This window comes from Dactylosporangium sp. NPDC000244, from assembly GCF_040300725.1.
Lineage (GTDB): Bacteria > Actinomycetota > Actinomycetes > Mycobacteriales > Micromonosporaceae > Dactylosporangium.
In genome coordinates this window covers 51,016-68,854 of the sequence record NZ_JBEPEH010000003.1, presented here as the reverse complement: position 1 = coordinate 68,854, position 17,839 = coordinate 51,016, and the positions used below count along the sequence as shown (strand labels likewise).

The following is a 17,839-nucleotide window of genomic DNA, read 5'->3' as shown; positions in this document are numbered from 1 at the left end:
CGCCTGAGGCTCAGGCCGCGAACGCCATCCGCGACGCGAGCGTCGGAAAGATCAGGAGGGTGACCATGTAGACGGTGTACACGCCGTCGTTGCTCTGGCCCAGCGTCGGGATGCCGCGGACTGAGGCGTCGCGCAGCGCGGTGCGCAGGTCGACGACGATGCGCCGGGTTTCCTCCTCGGCGGCGAGCAGGTTCGGGGCCGGCCCCGCGTTGATGCGGTTCATGACGACGTTGGCCAGCGCTATGCTCACCGCATGGGGCATCGACGAGGCTCCCGTGCCGTCGTCGGCGCCCAGGGCGAGGCACTCGTCGCACAGCCTGGCCGCGTCGGTCTCGCGGCGCATGGCGCCCAGGATCGCCGAGCCGTTCAACAGGATCGCGGCGAGCAGGCCGGAGAACTGCGCCGGCTCGGCCCGGCGCAGCTCATGGCCGAGGTCGAGGGCCTCGGCCATGGCCCCCCGCTCGTCGTGGTGCACGAAGAACTCCGCGGTGGCGAGGTTCAGCAGTGTCGCGGCGAGCCAGTGCCGGAACCGCTCGGGGCGCTGCTGCGCGAGGCGGCGCACGATCTGGACCGCCTCGCGGGCCCGGGCCACCGCCTCGTCGCCGCGGTTGCGCACGATGAGGTCGGCGATCGAGTTGGTCAGCGCGGCGGCCAGCCGCAGCTCGTAACGCGACCCGCCCGCCGCGTCCCACCCCCGCAGCAGCTCGATCGCGCGCTCGCCGTCGTCCATGGCGCCCGCGACCGCCCGCAGCATCAGCGCATCGGCGAGCAGCGTCTCGTGGTCGGAGCCGGCCGGGCTGCCCGCCTCCAGCAGCTCGATCGCCTCGTCGAGCTCGCGGCGGCCGTCGGCGGTCGGGTCGGCGAACATCGGCAAGTCCTCCGCTCCCCCAGCGTAGGCGCGGTACGCGCGGATCTCCTGACCGTGCAGGACGAGCCGGCCACCGTGGTGCACGAGGGCCCGGGCGCGGGCGGTCGGCCCGGCGGCGCCCTCGACGGCCTCAGCCGCGCACTGCACCGCCGGCTCGTACCGGCCGCTGTTGTGCAGCACCATCGCGCGCGTGGTCATGGCCTGCACCCAGTCCTGCGAGCCGGCCGCCGCGGCGAGCAGGGCGACGCTGTCCTCGGCCGCGATGAGCGCCTCGGCGGGGCGTCCGGCGGCGGCGAGCTGGCGGGCCAGCGCGGTCAGCATCAGGCCCAGCGGCGTGGCCAGCCCTGGGTGCCCGCCGGCGACGAAGCCGCGGACCAGGGCGGCCGCGTCCACGGTCGCGGCGTAGCCGGCCTCGTCGTCGGCGACGGCCAGCAGCACCGTGCCGAGTGTCTCCAGGAGGGGGCCGGGATCGTCGGTCGCGGCGGCGAGGCGGTGCAGCGTCACGGCGAGGGCGGTGCGCGGGGCGTGGCGGATGTCCAGCGGGGTCACCACCGGCAGGACGGCCAGGGTCTCGGCGGTGGGCGGCAGTTCGGCGACGACCTCGGCGACGACCGCGTCCACCGGGCCGGACGCCGCGCGGACCGCCGCGATCGCACCGCGCAGCAGGGCGGGGCGGACCAGCAGCGCCTCGCGCAGGGCGGTCGCGGTCGCCGCGGAGTGGCGGGCGGCCCGGGCCAGCGCCGTGACCATGCGGGCCTCGCGGGACTCGGGGACGGCCCGGGCGAGCGTGGCGGCGAGAGTGGGTTGGCGGGTCAGGGCGAAGGCGACGTACCGCTCGACGAGGTACATCGGCAGCCGGGGGCTGAGCCAGTCCGGGGGCTGCTGCGGGTACAGACTGCGAAGCCACAGCGCGATGCGCCGCAGGGTGATGTCGTCCAGCCCGGCGAGGTCGTCGATCCGGCCCAGCATGTCGACCGCCGCGTCGTCGTCGGGCGCGCCGGCCACCACGGCGGCGACGACCGCGGCCCGCACGGCGGCCCGGCCGTAGGGGCGGATCACGGCGGCGCGCTCGTCGTCGTGCCAGCGCTCCTCCTCGGCGGCGAAGAGCGCCTCGAGCGCGGCGCCGAGCTCGATCGGCCCGTCCTGCGACTCCCAGGCCCGCACGGCCGCGGCCGCGTGGACCAGGCCGACCGGCACCGGCTCGCCGGTCGGCGCGAGGGTCGCGGCGGGCGGGTCGAGCTCCCACCACACGCTGTAGGCCCGCAGCGCCTGCCGGAACAGCTGCCTCTGTACCGCAGGCGAGACGGTCAGCGGCCCGAGCGGGGCCGGCGCGACGATCGGCACCGCGGCGGCGACCCCGGACGGCAGGCTCGCGCACAGCCGCAGCCACCAGCCGCCGAAGTCCCGGGCGACGAGCAGCAGCCGCGCCTTGCCCGCGGGCTCCCGCAGAAACGCGGTGAGGACGTCGGCGAGATCGGGCGCGAGATCGGCGTCGTCGACGATGAGCAGCGACGGCGCCGTCCGCTCCCCCACCAGCCCGGCGGCCGCCGCCCCGCGCTCCGGCCGTGCCCACGAGGCCGCGACGCCGTGCTCGGCGAGATCCCCCGCGAGCTGTACGGCGAGCCGCGTCTTGCCCGCCCCCGGCTCCCCCGCCAGCAGCCACACCGCCGGCCCGTCGGTCTCGCCGAGCGCCCAGGCGCGCAGCCCGGTCAGCTCCCGGTGCCGCGCATGGTTGAACCGAACCACCTCCAGCCGCGGGTCGAGCGCGTTGAGCGGCCCGTCGACGTCGTAGGCGCTGTCGGTCCCGTCGCCCAGCGCTCCCTGTCGCCCCCGCGCCGCCTCGCCGCGGCGCACGACGGCCGCGGCACCGAGCGCGGCGGCGGCCGAGCCGGCCCCGAGCACCACGGCCACGGGCCAGGCGACGAAGTTGGCGAGGGCGGCCGCTCCCCCGCCGGCGAGCGCGAGCCCGGCCGCGGCAACAGACACGGCACTCGGCCGAAACGGCTTCACGGCACACATTGTGCCGGGGTCACGCACGCCCATCCATACGTCGATCGGGAACCCCCTTGCGCAATGGTCAAGAATCGTTGACCATTGTCCGCGTGCCTACCGCCGACCTTCCCGAGGCGTTCCACGTCACCACTGACGAGCAGCTACGTGCCGTCTCCAATCTCACCCGTCACCGGATCATGGCCGTGCTTCGCTTCGAGCCCGCGACGATCACGCAGATCGCCGAGCGAGTGGGCCTCGCGAAGGGAAGTTCCAGTTACCACGTGCGGCTGCTCGAACGGGCCGGCCTGATCAAGGTCGTACGGACGCGGAAGGTTCGGGGGGTCACCGAGCGGTACTACGCGATGGCCGCGCGCTCGATCGTGCTGCCGGATCCGGGCGAGGGAGGGCCGGACGTGCTGATGCGGCATGCGGTGGCGGACCTGGAGGCAGCGCCGCTGGATGGCGAGCGGCACGTCAAGATGACGCACCTGCGGCTCACCGAGGAACAGTTCGCGGAACTGGGGGCTCGGCTGCACGCACTGGCGGACGAGTACCGGGAACTGTCGGATCCGTCGCTGCCGGACGCGTCACTCGTCTTCGCTCTGTTCCACCCGGCGTGGCGCGAGCAGGCCCCGAAGGACGCCGAATGACCTCGGACGCTCGGAAGTTGCCGACCGGGTTCGGACGGCTGTGGACCGCGCAGACGATCTCCTCGCTCGGTGACGGGGTAACGCATGCCGCGATGCCACTGCTCGCGTTGACGTTGACGCGGGATCCGATGGCGCTCGCCGTCGTCACGGCCGCCGGAACGCTGCCGTGGCTGCTCTTCGGGGTGCTCGGCGGTGCGCTGGTGGACCGCTGGGACCGCCGGCGCACGATGTGGGTCGCGGATGCAGCGCGTGCGGTACTGCTCGCGATCCCGGCGGCAGCGACCATGCTCGACGTGCTGAGCATTCCGCTGCTCGCGGCCGTCGCCTTCCTGCTCGGCCTCGGCGGACTTTTCTTCGACACGGCCGCCACGGCCTATCTGCCGGATCTGCTCGGCCGCGACCCCGCGCTCCTGGAACGCGCCAACTCCCGCCTGCGCGGCACCCAGACCGCCGCATCCGGCTTCGCGGGGCCACCCGCGGGCAGTGCCCTGCTCACGCTCGGGCGGGCGGTCCCGCTGCTCGCCGACGCGGTGTCGTTCGCGCTCTCCGCACTGCTCGTACGGTCGCTGCCCGCCGTACCCCGGCCCGCACCGCAGGCCCGTGAGTCGCTGCTGCGGCAAGCGCGGGCCGGCGCCTCGTACGTATTCCGAGATCGGTTGCTGCTCGGGCTCGCGCTGCGTCCGGCGGTCGGGAACATCGCCTTCCTCGCCGTGGAGACCGTCCTCGCCCTCTTCGCCCGAGACCGGCTCGGCATCGGCACCTCCGGCTTCGGCCTGCTCCTCACGGCAGAGGCCACCGGCGGTCTGCTCGGCGCGGGCATCGCCTCCGCCCTCGGCCGACGGCTCGGCACCGGCACCGCGCTCACCTGCACGGCCGCGGTCGAGGGACTCGCCATCCTGGGTCTTGCCGGAGCCCCGAACCCGTACGTCGCCGGTCTCGCGCTCGCCGTCTGCGGAGCGGGCATGGGCGCCACGATGGTCCTCGGCCCCTCACTCCGACAGGCGATCGTCCCCGCCCACCTGATGGGCCGGGTCGCCTCCACCTCCCGCATGCTCGCCATGTGCGCCGCCCCGCTCGGCGCCTTCCTCGGCGGCTGGCTGGCCACCACCTACGACGTACGCGCCCCGCTCTACACCGCCGCGGGCCTCCTGCTTGCCATGACCGCCGTCACGTCGACCATGACCAGCAACCGCCGGGTCGAGGCGGCGCTGCGTGCTGCTTGCGACCGTGAGAGTCCGGCCGAGGAAGGCCGTCCCGCCCGGCTGACCGATGCGGTCGTCTCCGGCTGATCGGCGCACCTACCAGCTCCGAAGTTACGTGAGGAACCCTCCGATCGCCTCGGCGATGTCCCCGGCGTGGGTCTCGAGCGCGAAGTGGCCGGTGTCGAGGAAGCGGACGTCGGCCTCGGGCAGGTCGCGCCGGAAGGCCTCGGCGCCGGCCGGGAGGAAGAACGGGTCGTTGCGGCCCCAGATCGCGAGCAGGGGCGGCCGGTTGGTGCGGAAGTACTCGTGGAACGCCGGGTAGCACGCCACGTTGCTCGCGTAGTCGAGGAGCAGGTCGAGCTGGACCGCATCGGCGCCGGGGCGGGCGAGGTAGGCGTTGTCGAGCCCATAGCCGTCGGGGCTCACCCGGGACCGATCGGTGACGCCCTCGGTGTACTGCCAGATCGTCGTCTGCGGCGCCAGCATGAACCGGAGCGCCTCGCGGTTGGCCGGGGACGGGTCGTGCCAGTACGAACGGATCGGTTTCCAGCCGTCGCTGAGCCCCTCCTCGTAGGCGTTGCCGTTCTGCGAGATGATCGCGGTGATGCGCTCGGGGTGGCGCAGCGCGAGCCGGAACCCGACCGGCGCGCCGTAGTCGAACACGTACAGCGCGAAGCGGGCGAGCCCGAGCCGCTCGGTCAGACCCTCGATGACGTCGGTGAGGCGCTCGAAGGTGGGCCGCCCGATCGTGGCCGACTGCCCGAAGCCCGGCAGATCCGGCGCGATGAGGTGGTACCGGTCGGCGAGCAGCGGAATCAGCTCGCGGAACATGTGGCTCGCGGACGGAAAGCCGTGCAGGAGCAGCAGCGTGGGCGCGCCGGGTGGCCCGGCCTCCCGGTAGAAGACCGGCAGGCCGTCGACCTCGGCCGTGCGGTACCGGACGTCAGTCATCAAGGCCAGCGTCCCCCGGGCGGGCAGGAGCCGGCGCCACCCGTACCGGACGAGGCCCGGGTATGGGCCGCGCGGTGCCGGGAACCGCGCTCGGGCGCCTCCCGGCACGGCGGGTTCACACCGCCGCGGCCGCCCGCTCCGTCGCGGTGAACGGGGGCTGCTGCAGCAGCGCACGGCCGGGCCCGAGCAGCGTCGCCAGCACGATCCGCGGGCGGATCAGGCGACTCGCCGGCGCCGACAGCGTGAACACCTCGACCAGTTCGCGAGCCACCCCGGGCCGGCCGAGCGCGGTTCGCATGAGGCGGCTCTGGTACCGCCACATCGCCCGTTCGACCCGCGACGGCGCGGGACCACGCGCGCCGGGGAAGCGGATGTCGGTCCCGGTCGCATGGCCCCAGGCGTCCGCCGCTATGGACGCGAGCCGCCGTTGCACCTCGTGGGCCGCGCCGGGTTGCAGTACCGGCACGGTGTCCAGCACGGCGGCGAGGGCCGCCGCGCCGTGTGCCGCGACCGTCATGCCGTGGCCATAGACCGGGTTGTAGCTGGCGACCGCGTCACCCAGCACAACGAAACCGTCCGGCCACTCGGCGAGCCGCTCGAAATGCCGGCGCCGATTCGCGGTACTGTTCGTCACCGCGACCGGGCCGAGGGCTTCGGCGCCCGCGATGAGGTCGCCGACGATCGGGTGGCGCATGGCCCGGGCGAAGCCGACGAACTCGCGTTCGTCCGCGGGTGGCTGACCACCTCTGGTGCCCGACAGCGTCACCAGCCACCGACCGTCCTCGATCGGCATCAGCGCGGCCGTCTGGCCCGGACGGTCCTGCTCCGGATCGGCCTGAATGTTGACGATCGGAAACGCGGTCTCCGCACCCGCCGGTGCCCGGAACACCCGCGTCGCGTAGCGCAGTCCCGAGTCGACGACGTCCTCGTCGACGCTCGGCAGGCCGAGCGTCGCCAGCCAGTGCGGTGCCCGGGAACCGCGGCCGGTGGCGTCGACCACGATTCCCGCGTCGAGCCGCCGCGTGCTGCCGTCGCGCAGATCGCGCACCTCGACGCCGTCGACGCGAGCTGTGTCGCCGCACAGCGCGACGGCCTCCGTCTCGTCGGCGAGGCGCACCCCGGGCAGCGCCAGGACCTGCTCGCGGACCACCCAATCGAGCAGCGCCCGGCTGCAGCTGACGACGAACTGGCCGGTTTCGCCGCGAGGGAGCCAGCCCTGCGGCAGCAGCATCACGTAGCCGTCGGGCAGTCCGATGCGGTGCGCCCCCGCGGCGCGCCATCGTTCGGTGGTGCCGGGCAGCAGCGCCTCGATCGCACGGGCACCGCTGGACATGAGCACGTGGGCGTGCCGCCCCTGCGGCAGGCCACGCCGCGGGTGCGGGCCGGCCGGCAGCCGGTCACGTTCCACGAGCACGACCTCACCGACATCGGCCGTTCGGGCCAGGGCGGCGGCCGCCAGCAGGCCGGCCATGCCGGCGCCGAGCACGACCGCGGGGGTCTTCGATGTCATCGAGCGTCCTTCCTTCCGCGAGGGACCCGCGGCTCTATCGCGGTGGTACCTCGTCACTCAGTTCCGAGGCGAGCTGTCGCAGTTGCCCGACCGTTCGGTCCCGGTGCTCTTCCAGCCAGGCGGTTCGCGCCGCTACGCAGATCGCCCCCGCGATCTGCCCGTACCTGCGCAGCGGCGCGGCGAGCGTGTCCCAGCCCGCGACCGGCGAGGGACCGTACGTGTAGCCGGCCTGCAGGATCGCGCGCTCGCGCTGGTCCGCCCGGCCCGGCAGGTGGCCCATCATGTGCGCTTCGATCAGCCGTCCCGCCGCGTCGACGGTGAGCGGCGCGCAGAAGACCATGTCGGTGGCGAGCAACCGTTCCGCGTCGCCGAGCAGCTCGTCTCGTTCGGGAGCGAAATAGGCCAGGCAGTACCGCATCGGAGCGTCGAGGATGAGCGGGACGTACAGCAGCACCGGTTGCCCGGTCGCTTTCTGCAGGGCCGCCAGGCCGATCCGGATGCGCCGGGAGATCGCCAGCGACAGGCTCCCCGGCCCGGTCGCGTCCTGTGCGCTGTGCCGCGTCGCGGTAGCCGGCGCGGACACGACGGGCTGCGGGCCGGGCGATCCGGCGCGGACCGTGAGCGAGTACTGGCCGCGTTGGGCCTTGGACACGGTACCGGCGCGGATCGCGGCCTGCAGGATGCGATGGGCGGTCGGTGTCGCGAGTCGGGCGCGGGCGGCAACGTCCCGGAGCCGGTGCGCCCCCGGGCCGAGCGACGCGAGCGCGTCGAGAAGTTCGAAGACCCGATCGTTGGAGGTACGTACGAGTTCTAGGCCGATCGTCACGTTGACGGTCTCCTCGCTTCTGTGCAGGTTCTCGGTGCGGCCGGGCGCGCACGGACCGCGTTGTCCGGCTGCGCGCGCCTGCCCAGGTGTCCGTCAGAACATGCCGTTGGGGACCCGCTGCGGGTCTGGCACCGGCTGCTCGACGTCCCAATGCTCGATCAGCTTGCCGTCCTGGACACGCCACAGGTCGACCACGGCCAGACCGGGGCCGTTGTCGTCGCGCAGCCGCAGATGATGATGCACGGCGACGAAGTCGCCGTCGGCGAGGATCCGCTTGACGTCGCTGGTGCCGCCTTTGAAGGCGGCCTCGGCCAGGTGTGCCAGGTACGCCTCCCGGCCTGACGGTGCGTCCGGGCTGTGCTGCACGAATTCCTCGTGGACCGCCTCGGCGACCTCGTCGAGGCTGCCGTGCACGAAGTAGGACTCGTAGCAGCGGCGCAGGAGTTCACGGTTGGTCTCGGTGGTACTCATTGTTGCTCCTAACTTGGGTGACGGTTTACCAATGGACCGGCAGCCGGCGCAGCCCGTGGAAGTCCAGGGCGTCGTTGAAGCTCAGCTGCTCGAGCGGCACGGCGAGGCGCATGCCGGGCAGCCGTTGCACCAGCCCGCTCAGCGCGCTGCGGATGGTGACGCGGGCGACGTTCTGCCCGATACAGGTGTGCGGTCCGAACCCGAACGCCAGGTGGTAGCGCGCCTCCGCACGGTCGGGGTCGAGCGTGCCCGGACCGGTGAAATGCCGCGGGTCGCCGTTGGCGCCCTGCAGGCTCAGGACGATGCCCTCGCCTTCGCGGATCACCGTGTCGCCGAGGGCGATGTCGGTCCCCGCCACCCGCGACAGGCCCAGCTGCACGATCGTGTGATGGCGCAGCAGTTCCTCGACGAGGTTCGGCCGCACCTCCGGCTCGTCGCGGAAACGCCGCGCGAGGGATGGATGCAGCATGAAGCTCAGCGCGCTGAGCGAGGTCATGTTGGCGGAGGTATGGTGCCCGGCGCCGAGCAGCAGCGTCAGGTTGTGCACGGCCTCCTGCTCGGTCAGCTCACCGGTGGCGACGTAGCGTCCGGTCAGCCGGCCGGTGAGGTCCGCGTCGGTGGGCTCACGCAGCCGCTGGGCCACGAGTTCGGTGACGAGCCCGACGATGGTGGCTCCCGCATCGAGCTTCTGCTGCGCCGTGCTGGTGCCCGCGGAGAGCACGTGGGTGCTCCGCTCGAAGGTCGCGTGGGCCTCGTAGGTCAGACCGAGGATGTGGCAGATGAGCCGTGAGGCGACCGGCAGCGCGAACCCCTCGACCAGGTCGGCGGGCGCGTCGGCGGTGTGCCGCCCTGCCGTGAGCCGGTCGAGCGACTCCTCCACGATCCGATCGACCACCGGCGTGAGCCGGGCAACGGAAGCAATCGAGAACTCCGGCCCGAGCATGCGGCGCAGCCGGGTGTGCGCAGGTCCGTCGAGCGCGATCAGCGTCGTGTTCAGCGGCGGTACCTCGACCGCCGAGCCGAAGCGGGGACAGGCCGGCGCGCTCGTGTCGGAGCTCAGCGTCGCGTTCCGCAGCACGTTGCGCACGTCGTCGTAGCGGGTGACCAGCCAGGCGGGCCGCCCGTCCGGCAGCTTCACCCGAGTCGCTGGGCCCTCCTCCCGCCAGTCCGCGTACCGCGCGGGCACCAGGTCCGGAGCCTCGCGAGCGGCCGGGTATTCGTTCACGATCGCCTCCCATCGCCGGTCCCATCGCGGGTCGCCGACCCGGCGGCCGCGGCGGCCGTGTCCAGGCCGGCCGTCTCGAGGTCGGCGGCGAGGCGCAGCAGTCGCAGGTCGCTGTACGGCGCGCCGAGCAGTTGCAAGCCCACGGGCAGCCCGCCGGCGGTGCCGCAGGGCACCGCGACCGCAGAGCAGCCGGCCATCGGCGCGAGGGTCGTCAGCGGCCACGCCGCCGCGCCCAGGCTCAGGTACGGCTCGTCCGGGTACGGGCTCGTTCCGTGCGGCAACGGCCACGGCCCGACCCCGAACACCGGCGTCACGAGGACGTCGAACCGGCCGAAGAACGTCTCCATCGCCGCCCGCAGCTCGGCCCGGCGACGCAGCGCGGACGCGACCCGGTCGGCCGGAATCGCCAGCCCGGCGGAAACCTCGGCGCGCAGGGCCGGGCCCAGCGCCGTACCGTGCCGCTCGACCCGCTCGGCGTGCAGCGCCACGGCTCGGTGCCCGAGCAGGATCAGACAAGCGTCGTGGACCCCCCGCACCGGCGGCACCGCCTCCTCGACCTGGTGACCCAGCCGTACGAGGTCCGCCACGGCTCGAGCGCACGCCGCGGCGACCTCGTCCTCGACCCGCACGATGCCGCCGAGGTCCGGGCTGAACGCGATCCGCAGCCGGGCACCCGGCTCCGGCGACGGCAGGTCCTGGGACGCCAACACCCGCAGGAACAGCGCGGCGTCGGCGGCGGTGCGCGCCAGCGGTCCGTGTACCTCGAGCCCGGAAGGATCGTCGTCGCGGTCGGTGGTGACGAGCCCCGGCGTGGGCCGCACCCCGACCACGCCGCAGAACGCGGCCGGGATGCGGATCGAACCGGCGGTGTCCGCGCCGTGGGCCAGCCACGCCTGGTGCGCGGCGACGGAGACCGCGGCGCCGCCACTGGACGCACCACACGACACGGACGGATCGGCCGGATTCACGGTACGACCGCCGACCGGGCTGACGGTGTCGGCGCCGGCGCTGAACTCCGGCAGGTTCGTCTTGCCCACGATCACGCCGCCGGCGGCCTCGATACGCGTCACGAGCCGGTCCGAACGCCGTGGCACATTCCCGCGATACGGTTCGGATCCGAACGTCGTCGGCACCCCCTCGACGTCGACGACGTCCTTCACCGTGACCGGCAGCCCGGCGAGCGGGCCGTCGTTGCCGGATCGTCGCCGCCGGGCGCGGTCGACGCAGACCGCCGTCATCGCGTGCAGCCGCGGTTCGGTCTCGGCGATGCGGGCCTCGACGGCGTCGAGCAGGTCCGCCGGGCTCACCTCGCCGGAGCGCAGCGCCGCGATCGTCCGCACCGCGCCGGCCGCGAGCAGCTCATCCATCGGCTTGGCCGGTCACGGGCCAGTCGGCGTGCGCGGCGAGCTTGCCGTCCTGCCGGACCTCGGTGTGGAAGCCCTGCCGGGTTCGGCGCACCAGGACCTCGCCCGGCTGGTCGAGCTCGACGAAGCGGTGGAACCGCACCGCGAGGGTCATCGGCGCGAAGTACGGGTCGCCGGACTCCGCGACGACCGCCTGACGCATCGCCTCGGTGAGCAGCATGCCCGGCGTGTGGTCGGTGGGATTGTCGAAGAAGTTGGCGTGCGCGGCATCGATGTGCAGCAGATAGGCGCCGGGGCGTGCTCCGGGCGCGATGACGACGTCACGCCGCAGTGCCCGCCCGACGCTCGCCGGCGGCACGGACGCCTCGGGTGCCGCGGCGGGCATCTTCACCTCCTGCGGGTCGCGGCCGCGCACCTTCAGGTACCGGTCGTTCGGCGGCACGATGACCCGGCCGCCACCGCTCGCGACGAGGCGGCCGTCCCGGAACAGCCGGCAGTCCATCGAGGTCTGCAGAATCGCGTGACCCGTCGGCTCGATCCGGCCGGAGTCGATGGTGACGACGACCTCGGTCGGCCTGTCGGTGACGCGCAGGCCCTCCGGGTCGGCGGTGTAGTGCGCCGCGCGCAGGATCTGCATCGTCGCCAGCGGAACGTCGTCGACCACGTGGGCCAGCAGCAACGCGCACTGCCGGAAGGTCTCCAGGACGAGGATCGGGTCGTGCCGCTGATGATCCAGGAGCGTGTAGTAGCCGCCCAGCCGTGGCCATACCGCACCGGCGGTGATCGACGTCGGGGTCTTCACCCAGCTGGTAATGAGCACGGTGGTCGTGTCGCCGCGGTCGACGAGCGCGCGCGGCACCGTGTTGTCGAACGTGATTTCCGCGGGCGGCGCGATGGTGTCGGCGGTCATGGGCTCTCCTCGATGCTGGCCGGGACGGTGGCGAAGATGCCCGTCGGCGGTGGCGGTGGCGGATCCAGCTCGGCGCTGGTGATGATGCGGCTGAACCGGTCGCCGGTGCGACGCAGCAGGGCCGCGCTGCGGGGCGGCACCTCCACGCTCACCGTGCCTCCGTCGATCGCCCGGCGGACGGTGGCGTGCTCGGCGCCGAGGTTGAACACGAAGACCGAGCGCGCCGCGCCGTCGGGACCGGTGTGCACCAGGACGACGGCGGGATCGGTCGCCGGGTGCGCGTGCCGCGCCGCCGGCAGTATCCGCAGCAGCGGTGCCCGATCGCGCGTCGCGAGCGGGAACACCGGCAGCGGGTCGTGCGGGGTGCGCGGGGCACCGCCGGCGCCCGTGAGGAGCACGACCAGGTGACCGGCGCGCCGGTGGTCGCGGATCAGCCCGGCCAGCCGCTCGCCGGGCCCGTCCGGCCCTACCGGCACGAGCCACGGCAGCGAGCTGTGCTCGGCGCTCTCCTCGGTGAGGACCTCGATCTGGTACTGCTGCCGCTCCATCAGCTCGACGCAGAAATCGGCCGCGTCGCGCAGCGCGGGTCCGGCCGGTGCGGTCTCCTCCGGCCAAGCCTCGGATCGGGCGAGCGCCGAGGGCACCAGCAGTGCCAGGTCCGCGCTGAACGACTCCGGCAGCGGCGCGGCAGATCGGACGACGTCGCGCAGGGCGTGCAGTGCGGCGATGTTCGCGCCGGTACCGCCGTCCTCGCGCAGTGGCGCACCGGGGCAGTAGGGCGGCGCGTAGTCGATCGGGTCGATGCCCTCCGCCAGCAGCGCCTGCGCGTCCAAGTCGATCGCCGCTCCCCAGTGCTCGGTGGCACAGGCGGTGTAGACGCTGTAGGTCCGGGATTCCAGCGCGAGGGCCAGCAGCGCCTGGAACATGGCGTTGCCGGGCCGGTCGTAGGCGGGGTCGGTCCAGGTGAAGCCCCAGTTGTCCTCGACGTTGCTGTACCGCCGAGCGCGCACCCCGAACCAGTGCGATGCGAAGGCGCTGCGGCTGCGCGCGACGCTGCCGACCCAGCCGGTGTACCCCAGCGCGAACCCGATCCCGGCCAGCGGCGCGGTGCGCAGCAACCACGCCGCGGCGCCACCGGCCGCGCCGTCGAGCGCCGGCAGCGGCAGGTTGACCGTCGCCGCCTGACGCACGGCCGGGGAGAGCCCCTCGGCCAGGTCGAGGTAGTGCCGGCGCAGCACCGTGCCGCTGTGTTCGGCCCATGCCTCGCGCACTTCGACCGGCCACGTCGACGGGTCGCCGGCGTCGGACCGGCCGGTGTCGCGCAGGAACGCCGCCACGGCCGGTGCGCTGAAATCGTGCGCGGTCACCGGCTGATTGGCGTCGCTGTAGATTCCCTCGTTGCCCAGCTGCACCGCCACGACCGGTCCGTGCGGCGCCAGCGCGGTCGCCAGGACGTGCCGTTCGACGGCACCGAGCCAGTGGCGGACCTCCTCGCGGTACAGCGGGCAGAACAGGCTCGGCAGGGCGAGTCCCTGCGACGTCACCGGCCGGCCGCCCACGTCGAGCACCGCCGCGAACCGCGGATCGACGGTCGGGCTGACCCGGTCCGGCAGACCGCCGAGCTGTACCTCGGCGTGGATGAACGGCCCCGGCTTGAGCAGCACGCGCAGCCCGGCGGCGGCGGCGAGGTCGAGCAGCCGAAGCAGGTCGCGCTGCTTGTCGCCGACGCCACGGAAGTCGTAGCGGTGCCGTGCACGCTCGTGGAAACGCCACGGGATGTAGCACGTGACGACATCGACACCGGCCTCGGCGAGCGCGGCGAGGTTCGGCCCCCAGCGATCGGGGTCCGCCCGATAGTAGGGGTACTCGCCGAAGATCACCGGTCGTTCGTATCCGAACGGATATCCGGTGCTCATGCCGCGTCCCGCAGATCGATGACGACCTTCATGCCGGCGTACTGGTCGTGGTCGCCGCCGGCGGCCCCGATCGCGGCGAGGGCCTCGGTGAAGCGGTCGATGGGCACATGGTGGCTGATCAGGCCGGACAACGGCAGCCGGGATGCGAGGTCGACGGCCCGGTCGAACAGCAGGCTGTTGTAGTCGCCGGCACCGATGACGCGCAGGCCGCGCTGCAGCAGCTCCAGCGGGCGCATCGTCCACGTGGCGCGGTCGTTGAACCCCATCACGACGATCCGGCCGAGGTTCGCCGCCAGCTCCCATGCCTCCGCGGTCAGCGATCCGACGCTGTCCACCACGAGCGACGCCGAACGCGCGGCGATGGCACCCGGCTCCTCGACGCGCGCCGTGCAGCCCGGTACGGCGGCCAGGAACGCCTCGGCGACGGCGCGCCGGTACGGGTCGACCTCCACCACCCGCACCGCGGCGCCGGAGTGGCCCGCGACGAGGGCGACGAGCGTGCCGATCGGCCCGCCGCCCAGCACGGCGACCTCGTCGTCCGGGCGGATGGCGGCGGCCTCGAGATTGTTGAGCACACATGCGATCGGCTCGGCGAGCACGGCCTGGTCGTCCGACATCCCTTCCGGCACCAGATGCAGGAAGCGCTCCTCCAGCCGCATGAATCCGGCGAACGCGCCGTCGCGGTCGATGCCGATCTCGTTGCCCGCCTTGTTCAGGCAGAAGTTGAGCGCGCCACGGCGGCACCAGTGACACAGTCCGCAGTACAGCGTCGGGTTGATGATGACCCGATCGCCCTGCTTGAGCGTGGTGACACCGGCCCCGGTCTCGGTGACCTCGCCGACGGCCTCATGGCCCATCACCACACCGGCATCCGCCTGGAACTTGCCGAGCAGCACGCCGCGATCGGTGCCGCAGATGCCGGCCTGCGTGATGCGGACGATGACGTCGTCGGGCGCGGCGCAGACGGGGCGCTGCCGTTCGACGAGGCGCAGGCTTCGATCCTCTTGCAGGACAAGCGCTTTCACGGTGTACCTCCACTGACGGTGTTCCAGGTGATGGACTCAAGAAGCGCGGCGTGCAGCCGCGGCGTACTGGCCGCGACACAGGAACGCTGACTGGCGGGGTCCAGGGCGAGCAGCGGCATGGTGTCCAGCGAATCGCCGTAGGCATCGGTGATGACGACACCCGCACGACGGGCCAGATAGACGCTCGCCGCGATGTCGTACCCGAACAAGTGCAGGACGCTGCCCCGGCCGACCCGCCGGAACGCGGCCTCGGTCTCCGGGTGATCGCGCAGAATGCGGTTGCCTACGTCGACGAACGCGTCGAGCTGGCCGGTGATGATGCGCGTGATGGAGTACGACGCACTGTTGAACACGAACACCCCGCCCGTGTTGGCCGAGGCGTCGACCAGGTGACCGTAGGCGTCGCACATGAGCCGCATCGGGTGCCCGTTGAGCTCCATCGACCAGAACATCCGGGTCAGGTCGGTGTTCGGGCTCAAGCACGGCACCGGCCGGTCGTGTCCGCCCGTTCGCAGTCCGGTGTGGGTGTCCGCGTAGAACCACGCACCGGACTTGATCTCCAGGACGTGCGCGGCTATGACATCGCCGACGGTCGGGCGGCCTTCGCCCATCCGCGCCGCGGCGATGGAGACGGTGGCCATCTCCAGCCCGGCCGAGGCGGGGCGGGTGCCGTCGATCGGGTCCACGACGAGCACGTGCTCAGGCTGGGGGCCGGTGGTCCGCAGCCCCTCGTCCTCCGTGTAGACGGCCACGGGCACCGGCGCGTGCCGCCACACGTACTCCCAGACCGCCTCCTCGGCCACCTTGTCGATGTCGAACTGGGCATCGCCGCCGGGCGAATCGCCGTGCACACTGCGCCGGCGATGCCCCTGCGCCATCAACGCGCTGCGCACCGCCGCCGCGGTGCCGGTCACGAGGTCCTTCACGCCACGACCTCACGCAGCACCGTCTCGAACGCGTCGCAGATGTCGTCGGCCTGCTCGTGGGTGAGAATGAGCGGGGGCCGGATCTTCACGACGTTGCCGTAGCCGTACCGCGACGTGCGCAGCAACAGCCCGTGCCCCAATCCGCGGCGGGCGACCTCGTTGGCCAGGTCCACGGCCGGTGCGCCGTCCGGCTGCACGAGCTCGATGCCGATCATGAGGCCGACACCACGCACATCGCCGATGACCGGCATCCGCCGCTGCAGGTCGCGCAGGCGTTGCATGATGTGCTCGCCGGTGGCGCGGACGTTCGCCAGGAACTCGGGTCGGTCGATGACCTCCAGGGCGGCGACAGCCGCCGCCGCGGCCAGCGTGTTCGCCCCGTAGGTGAACGAGTGGTGATGGGCGGGCAGCCCGGCGAGACGTTCGCCGGCCAGAATCCCGGCGATCTGCGCGCCGCTGCCGCCGAGGCCCTTGCCGACGGTGATGGCATCGGGCCGCACGCCGAAGTGCTCGGCGGCGAACATCCGCCCGGTGCGGCCGATGCCGGTCTGGATCTCGTCGAAGATGAGCAGGATGTCGTGCTCGTCGCAGAACTCGCGCAGCCGCGGCAGGTAGCCCTCGGGCGGCACGATGTTGCCGCCGTTGCCGGAGATCGGCTCCAGGATGATCGCCGCGACCTGTCCGCCGCTGGCGTACTCCAGGAAGTCGTCGATGCGTTCGACGCACATCAGCCCGCAGGTTTCGCGCCGCTGGCCGTAGAAACAGCGCATGCAGTACGGGTCGGGGACCTGCAGCGAGCCCGGGTACAGCAGCGGGAACGGCGCCTTGCGGAAGGCGTTGCCCGACAGCGAGGTCGTCATCATCGTCTGGCCGTGGTGGCTGCGGAACAGCGAGATCACCTCGCCGCGGCCGGTGGCGTGCTGCGCCATCTTGATCGCGCCCTCGTTGGCCTCGGAACCCCCGCCGACCTTCAGGTGGACCTTGACGAGGTTTGCCGGTGCTGCGGCGAGCAGGTGCCTCACGAGCGTGTTGACCGACTCCGTCTGAAACGAAGAGGTGACGTGCACGAGGCTCTCGGCCTGTTTCTGAATGGCCGCGACAACCGCGGGGTGCGAGTAGCCGAGACTGAGATTGAATGTCCCGGAGGCGCAGTCGATGTATCGGTTTCCACCGTCGTCGTAGACGTAGATACCTTCACCCCGCACCATTATTATGTCACTGACCGGGTAGTAGATAGAGTCACTAATCGACCCAATCATTGACTCTCCTAAATTGATTGACTCGCCGCCGAGACCGATCGAACCCGTCACCAATATTGACATCGATGCTCCTAGTGTCAATGGCGAATCACCTTTGTTCCGCGACGCGAAGGACGGAAAGCAAAACCTTCCAACTCCCGAAAAACGCCGAGTCGACCCGCCCGCCGCCCGGCGGCCCGTCGCGGCCGCGGCGCTGGATGATCTCCCGCCAAACCACGCCACGACTTCCGCACCGGCGACGTACCGTTTCGTCTGACGGAAAATCCCCCCGAAGGCCGGACGAGGGTTGCACCGATGCCGGCCATCGTCCGGGCAGCGCGGTACGCCCTGGGCGAGATCACAGGCGGCATAGGCCGCCGACGATGCGGGAATGCTATCGATCGGGGCTCGCCCGGCGCGGGCAGGTCACTGTACGTACAGGTGCGGCTGGTCGGGGTTGCCGATCTCACGGCTGCCGACGGACGCCTCCGCCGCATGGCGGGCGTGGTAGCGCACGTGGGCCTCGGCACGCGGCGGAGGAGACGAGCCCTCGACGATCTCGCGGATGGCCGGGATGGGGGAACCCGCCACCAGCACGCCCGCGGCCACCTGCGGGTGCCGTCGAGCGATTCAGGGGTGAACCTTGGATGTCAGGACCACATCCACAGTGGCCATTCGCGCGATGCAGCGCTCACTCATGCTTTCGTTCCGGGCCGCGGGGCGAGGATGCCGACAATGGCGCCAAGGGCTATCCCGACGAATCCG

General features: G+C 72.4%; 15 protein-coding genes. 2 read left to right on the top strand and 13 right to left on the bottom strand.

Annotated elements, in window-relative coordinates:
* Positions 1-10 precede the first annotated feature (10 nt).
* Positions 11-2,878: a hypothetical protein gene (locus ABT369_RS05105; protein WP_350610398.1), complete on the bottom strand. Its 2,868-nt coding sequence runs from the start codon at positions 2,876-2,878 to the stop codon at positions 11-13.
* A 92-nt stretch (positions 2,879-2,970) separates the two neighbouring features.
* On the opposite strand from ABT369_RS05105, the gene ABT369_RS05100 reads away from it, so the two are divergent.
* Entirely contained in the window at positions 2,971-3,510 is a 540-nt protein-coding gene (locus tag ABT369_RS05100) for an ArsR/SmtB family transcription factor (RefSeq protein ID WP_350610397.1), read from the top strand.
* The gene (locus ABT369_RS05095) at positions 3,507-4,799 is read left to right on the top strand and encodes an MFS transporter (protein WP_350610396.1); all 1,293 of its coding nucleotides are present in this window, start codon (positions 3,507-3,509) and stop codon (positions 4,797-4,799) included. The genes ABT369_RS05100 and ABT369_RS05095 overlap by 4 nt, the downstream gene beginning before the upstream one ends.
* A gap of 24 nt (positions 4,800-4,823) precedes the next feature.
* On the opposite strand, the gene ABT369_RS05090 is transcribed toward ABT369_RS05095, so the two are convergent.
* From ABT369_RS05090 to ABT369_RS05035, 12 genes are all read right to left on the bottom strand, one after another.
* On the bottom strand, positions 4,824-5,663 hold the full coding sequence (locus tag ABT369_RS05090) for an alpha/beta fold hydrolase (RefSeq protein WP_350610395.1): 840 nt from the start codon (positions 5,661-5,663) through the stop codon (positions 4,824-4,826).
* Between the two features lie 115 nt (positions 5,664-5,778).
* Entirely contained in the window at positions 5,779-7,173 is a 1,395-nt protein-coding gene (locus ABT369_RS05085; protein WP_350610394.1) for an NAD(P)/FAD-dependent oxidoreductase, read from the bottom strand.
* Between the two features lie 34 nt (positions 7,174-7,207).
* Positions 7,208-7,999 (bottom strand): helix-turn-helix domain-containing protein, encoded by a 792-nt coding sequence (locus ABT369_RS05080; RefSeq protein ID WP_350610393.1) that lies wholly within the window; start codon positions 7,997-7,999, stop codon positions 7,208-7,210.
* Between the two features lie 93 nt (positions 8,000-8,092).
* A complete protein-coding gene (locus tag ABT369_RS05075; RefSeq protein ID WP_350610392.1) occupies positions 8,093-8,470 on the bottom strand; it encodes a nuclear transport factor 2 family protein in 378 nt (125 codons plus the stop codon).
* Between the two features lie 25 nt (positions 8,471-8,495).
* Positions 8,496-9,695: a cytochrome P450 gene (locus tag ABT369_RS05070; RefSeq protein ID WP_350610391.1), complete on the bottom strand. Its 1,200-nt coding sequence runs from the start codon at positions 9,693-9,695 to the stop codon at positions 8,496-8,498.
* Positions 9,692-11,062 carry an amidase gene (locus ABT369_RS05065; protein WP_350610390.1) on the bottom strand — a complete coding sequence of 457 codons (1,371 nt, stop codon included), beginning with the start codon at positions 11,060-11,062 and terminating at the stop codon, positions 9,692-9,694. The genes ABT369_RS05070 and ABT369_RS05065 overlap by 4 nt, the downstream gene beginning before the upstream one ends.
* Entirely contained in the window at positions 11,055-11,969 is a 915-nt protein-coding gene (locus ABT369_RS05060) for a ScbA/BarX family gamma-butyrolactone biosynthesis protein (RefSeq protein ID WP_350610389.1), read from the bottom strand. The genes ABT369_RS05065 and ABT369_RS05060 overlap by 8 nt, the downstream gene beginning before the upstream one ends.
* Entirely contained in the window at positions 11,966-13,885 is a 1,920-nt protein-coding gene (locus ABT369_RS05055; RefSeq protein WP_350610388.1) for a beta-galactosidase, read from the bottom strand. The genes ABT369_RS05060 and ABT369_RS05055 overlap by 4 nt, the downstream gene beginning before the upstream one ends.
* Positions 13,882-14,910: a zinc-dependent alcohol dehydrogenase gene (locus ABT369_RS05050; protein WP_350610387.1), complete on the bottom strand. Its 1,029-nt coding sequence runs from the start codon at positions 14,908-14,910 to the stop codon at positions 13,882-13,884. The genes ABT369_RS05055 and ABT369_RS05050 overlap by 4 nt, the downstream gene beginning before the upstream one ends.
* On the bottom strand, positions 14,907-15,836 hold the full coding sequence (locus ABT369_RS05045; protein WP_350610386.1) for an inositol monophosphatase family protein: 930 nt from the start codon (positions 15,834-15,836) through the stop codon (positions 14,907-14,909). The genes ABT369_RS05050 and ABT369_RS05045 overlap by 4 nt, the downstream gene beginning before the upstream one ends.
* Entirely contained in the window at positions 15,833-17,158 is a 1,326-nt protein-coding gene (locus ABT369_RS05040) for an aspartate aminotransferase family protein (protein ID WP_350610385.1), read from the bottom strand. Before ABT369_RS05040 ends, ABT369_RS05045 begins: the two co-directional genes overlap by 4 nt.
* A 342-nt stretch (positions 17,159-17,500) precedes the next feature.
* The gene (locus ABT369_RS05035) at positions 17,501-17,671 is read right to left on the bottom strand and encodes a hypothetical protein (RefSeq protein WP_350610384.1); all 171 of its coding nucleotides are present in this window, start codon (positions 17,669-17,671) and stop codon (positions 17,501-17,503) included.
* Positions 17,672-17,839: the final 168 nt, after the last annotated feature.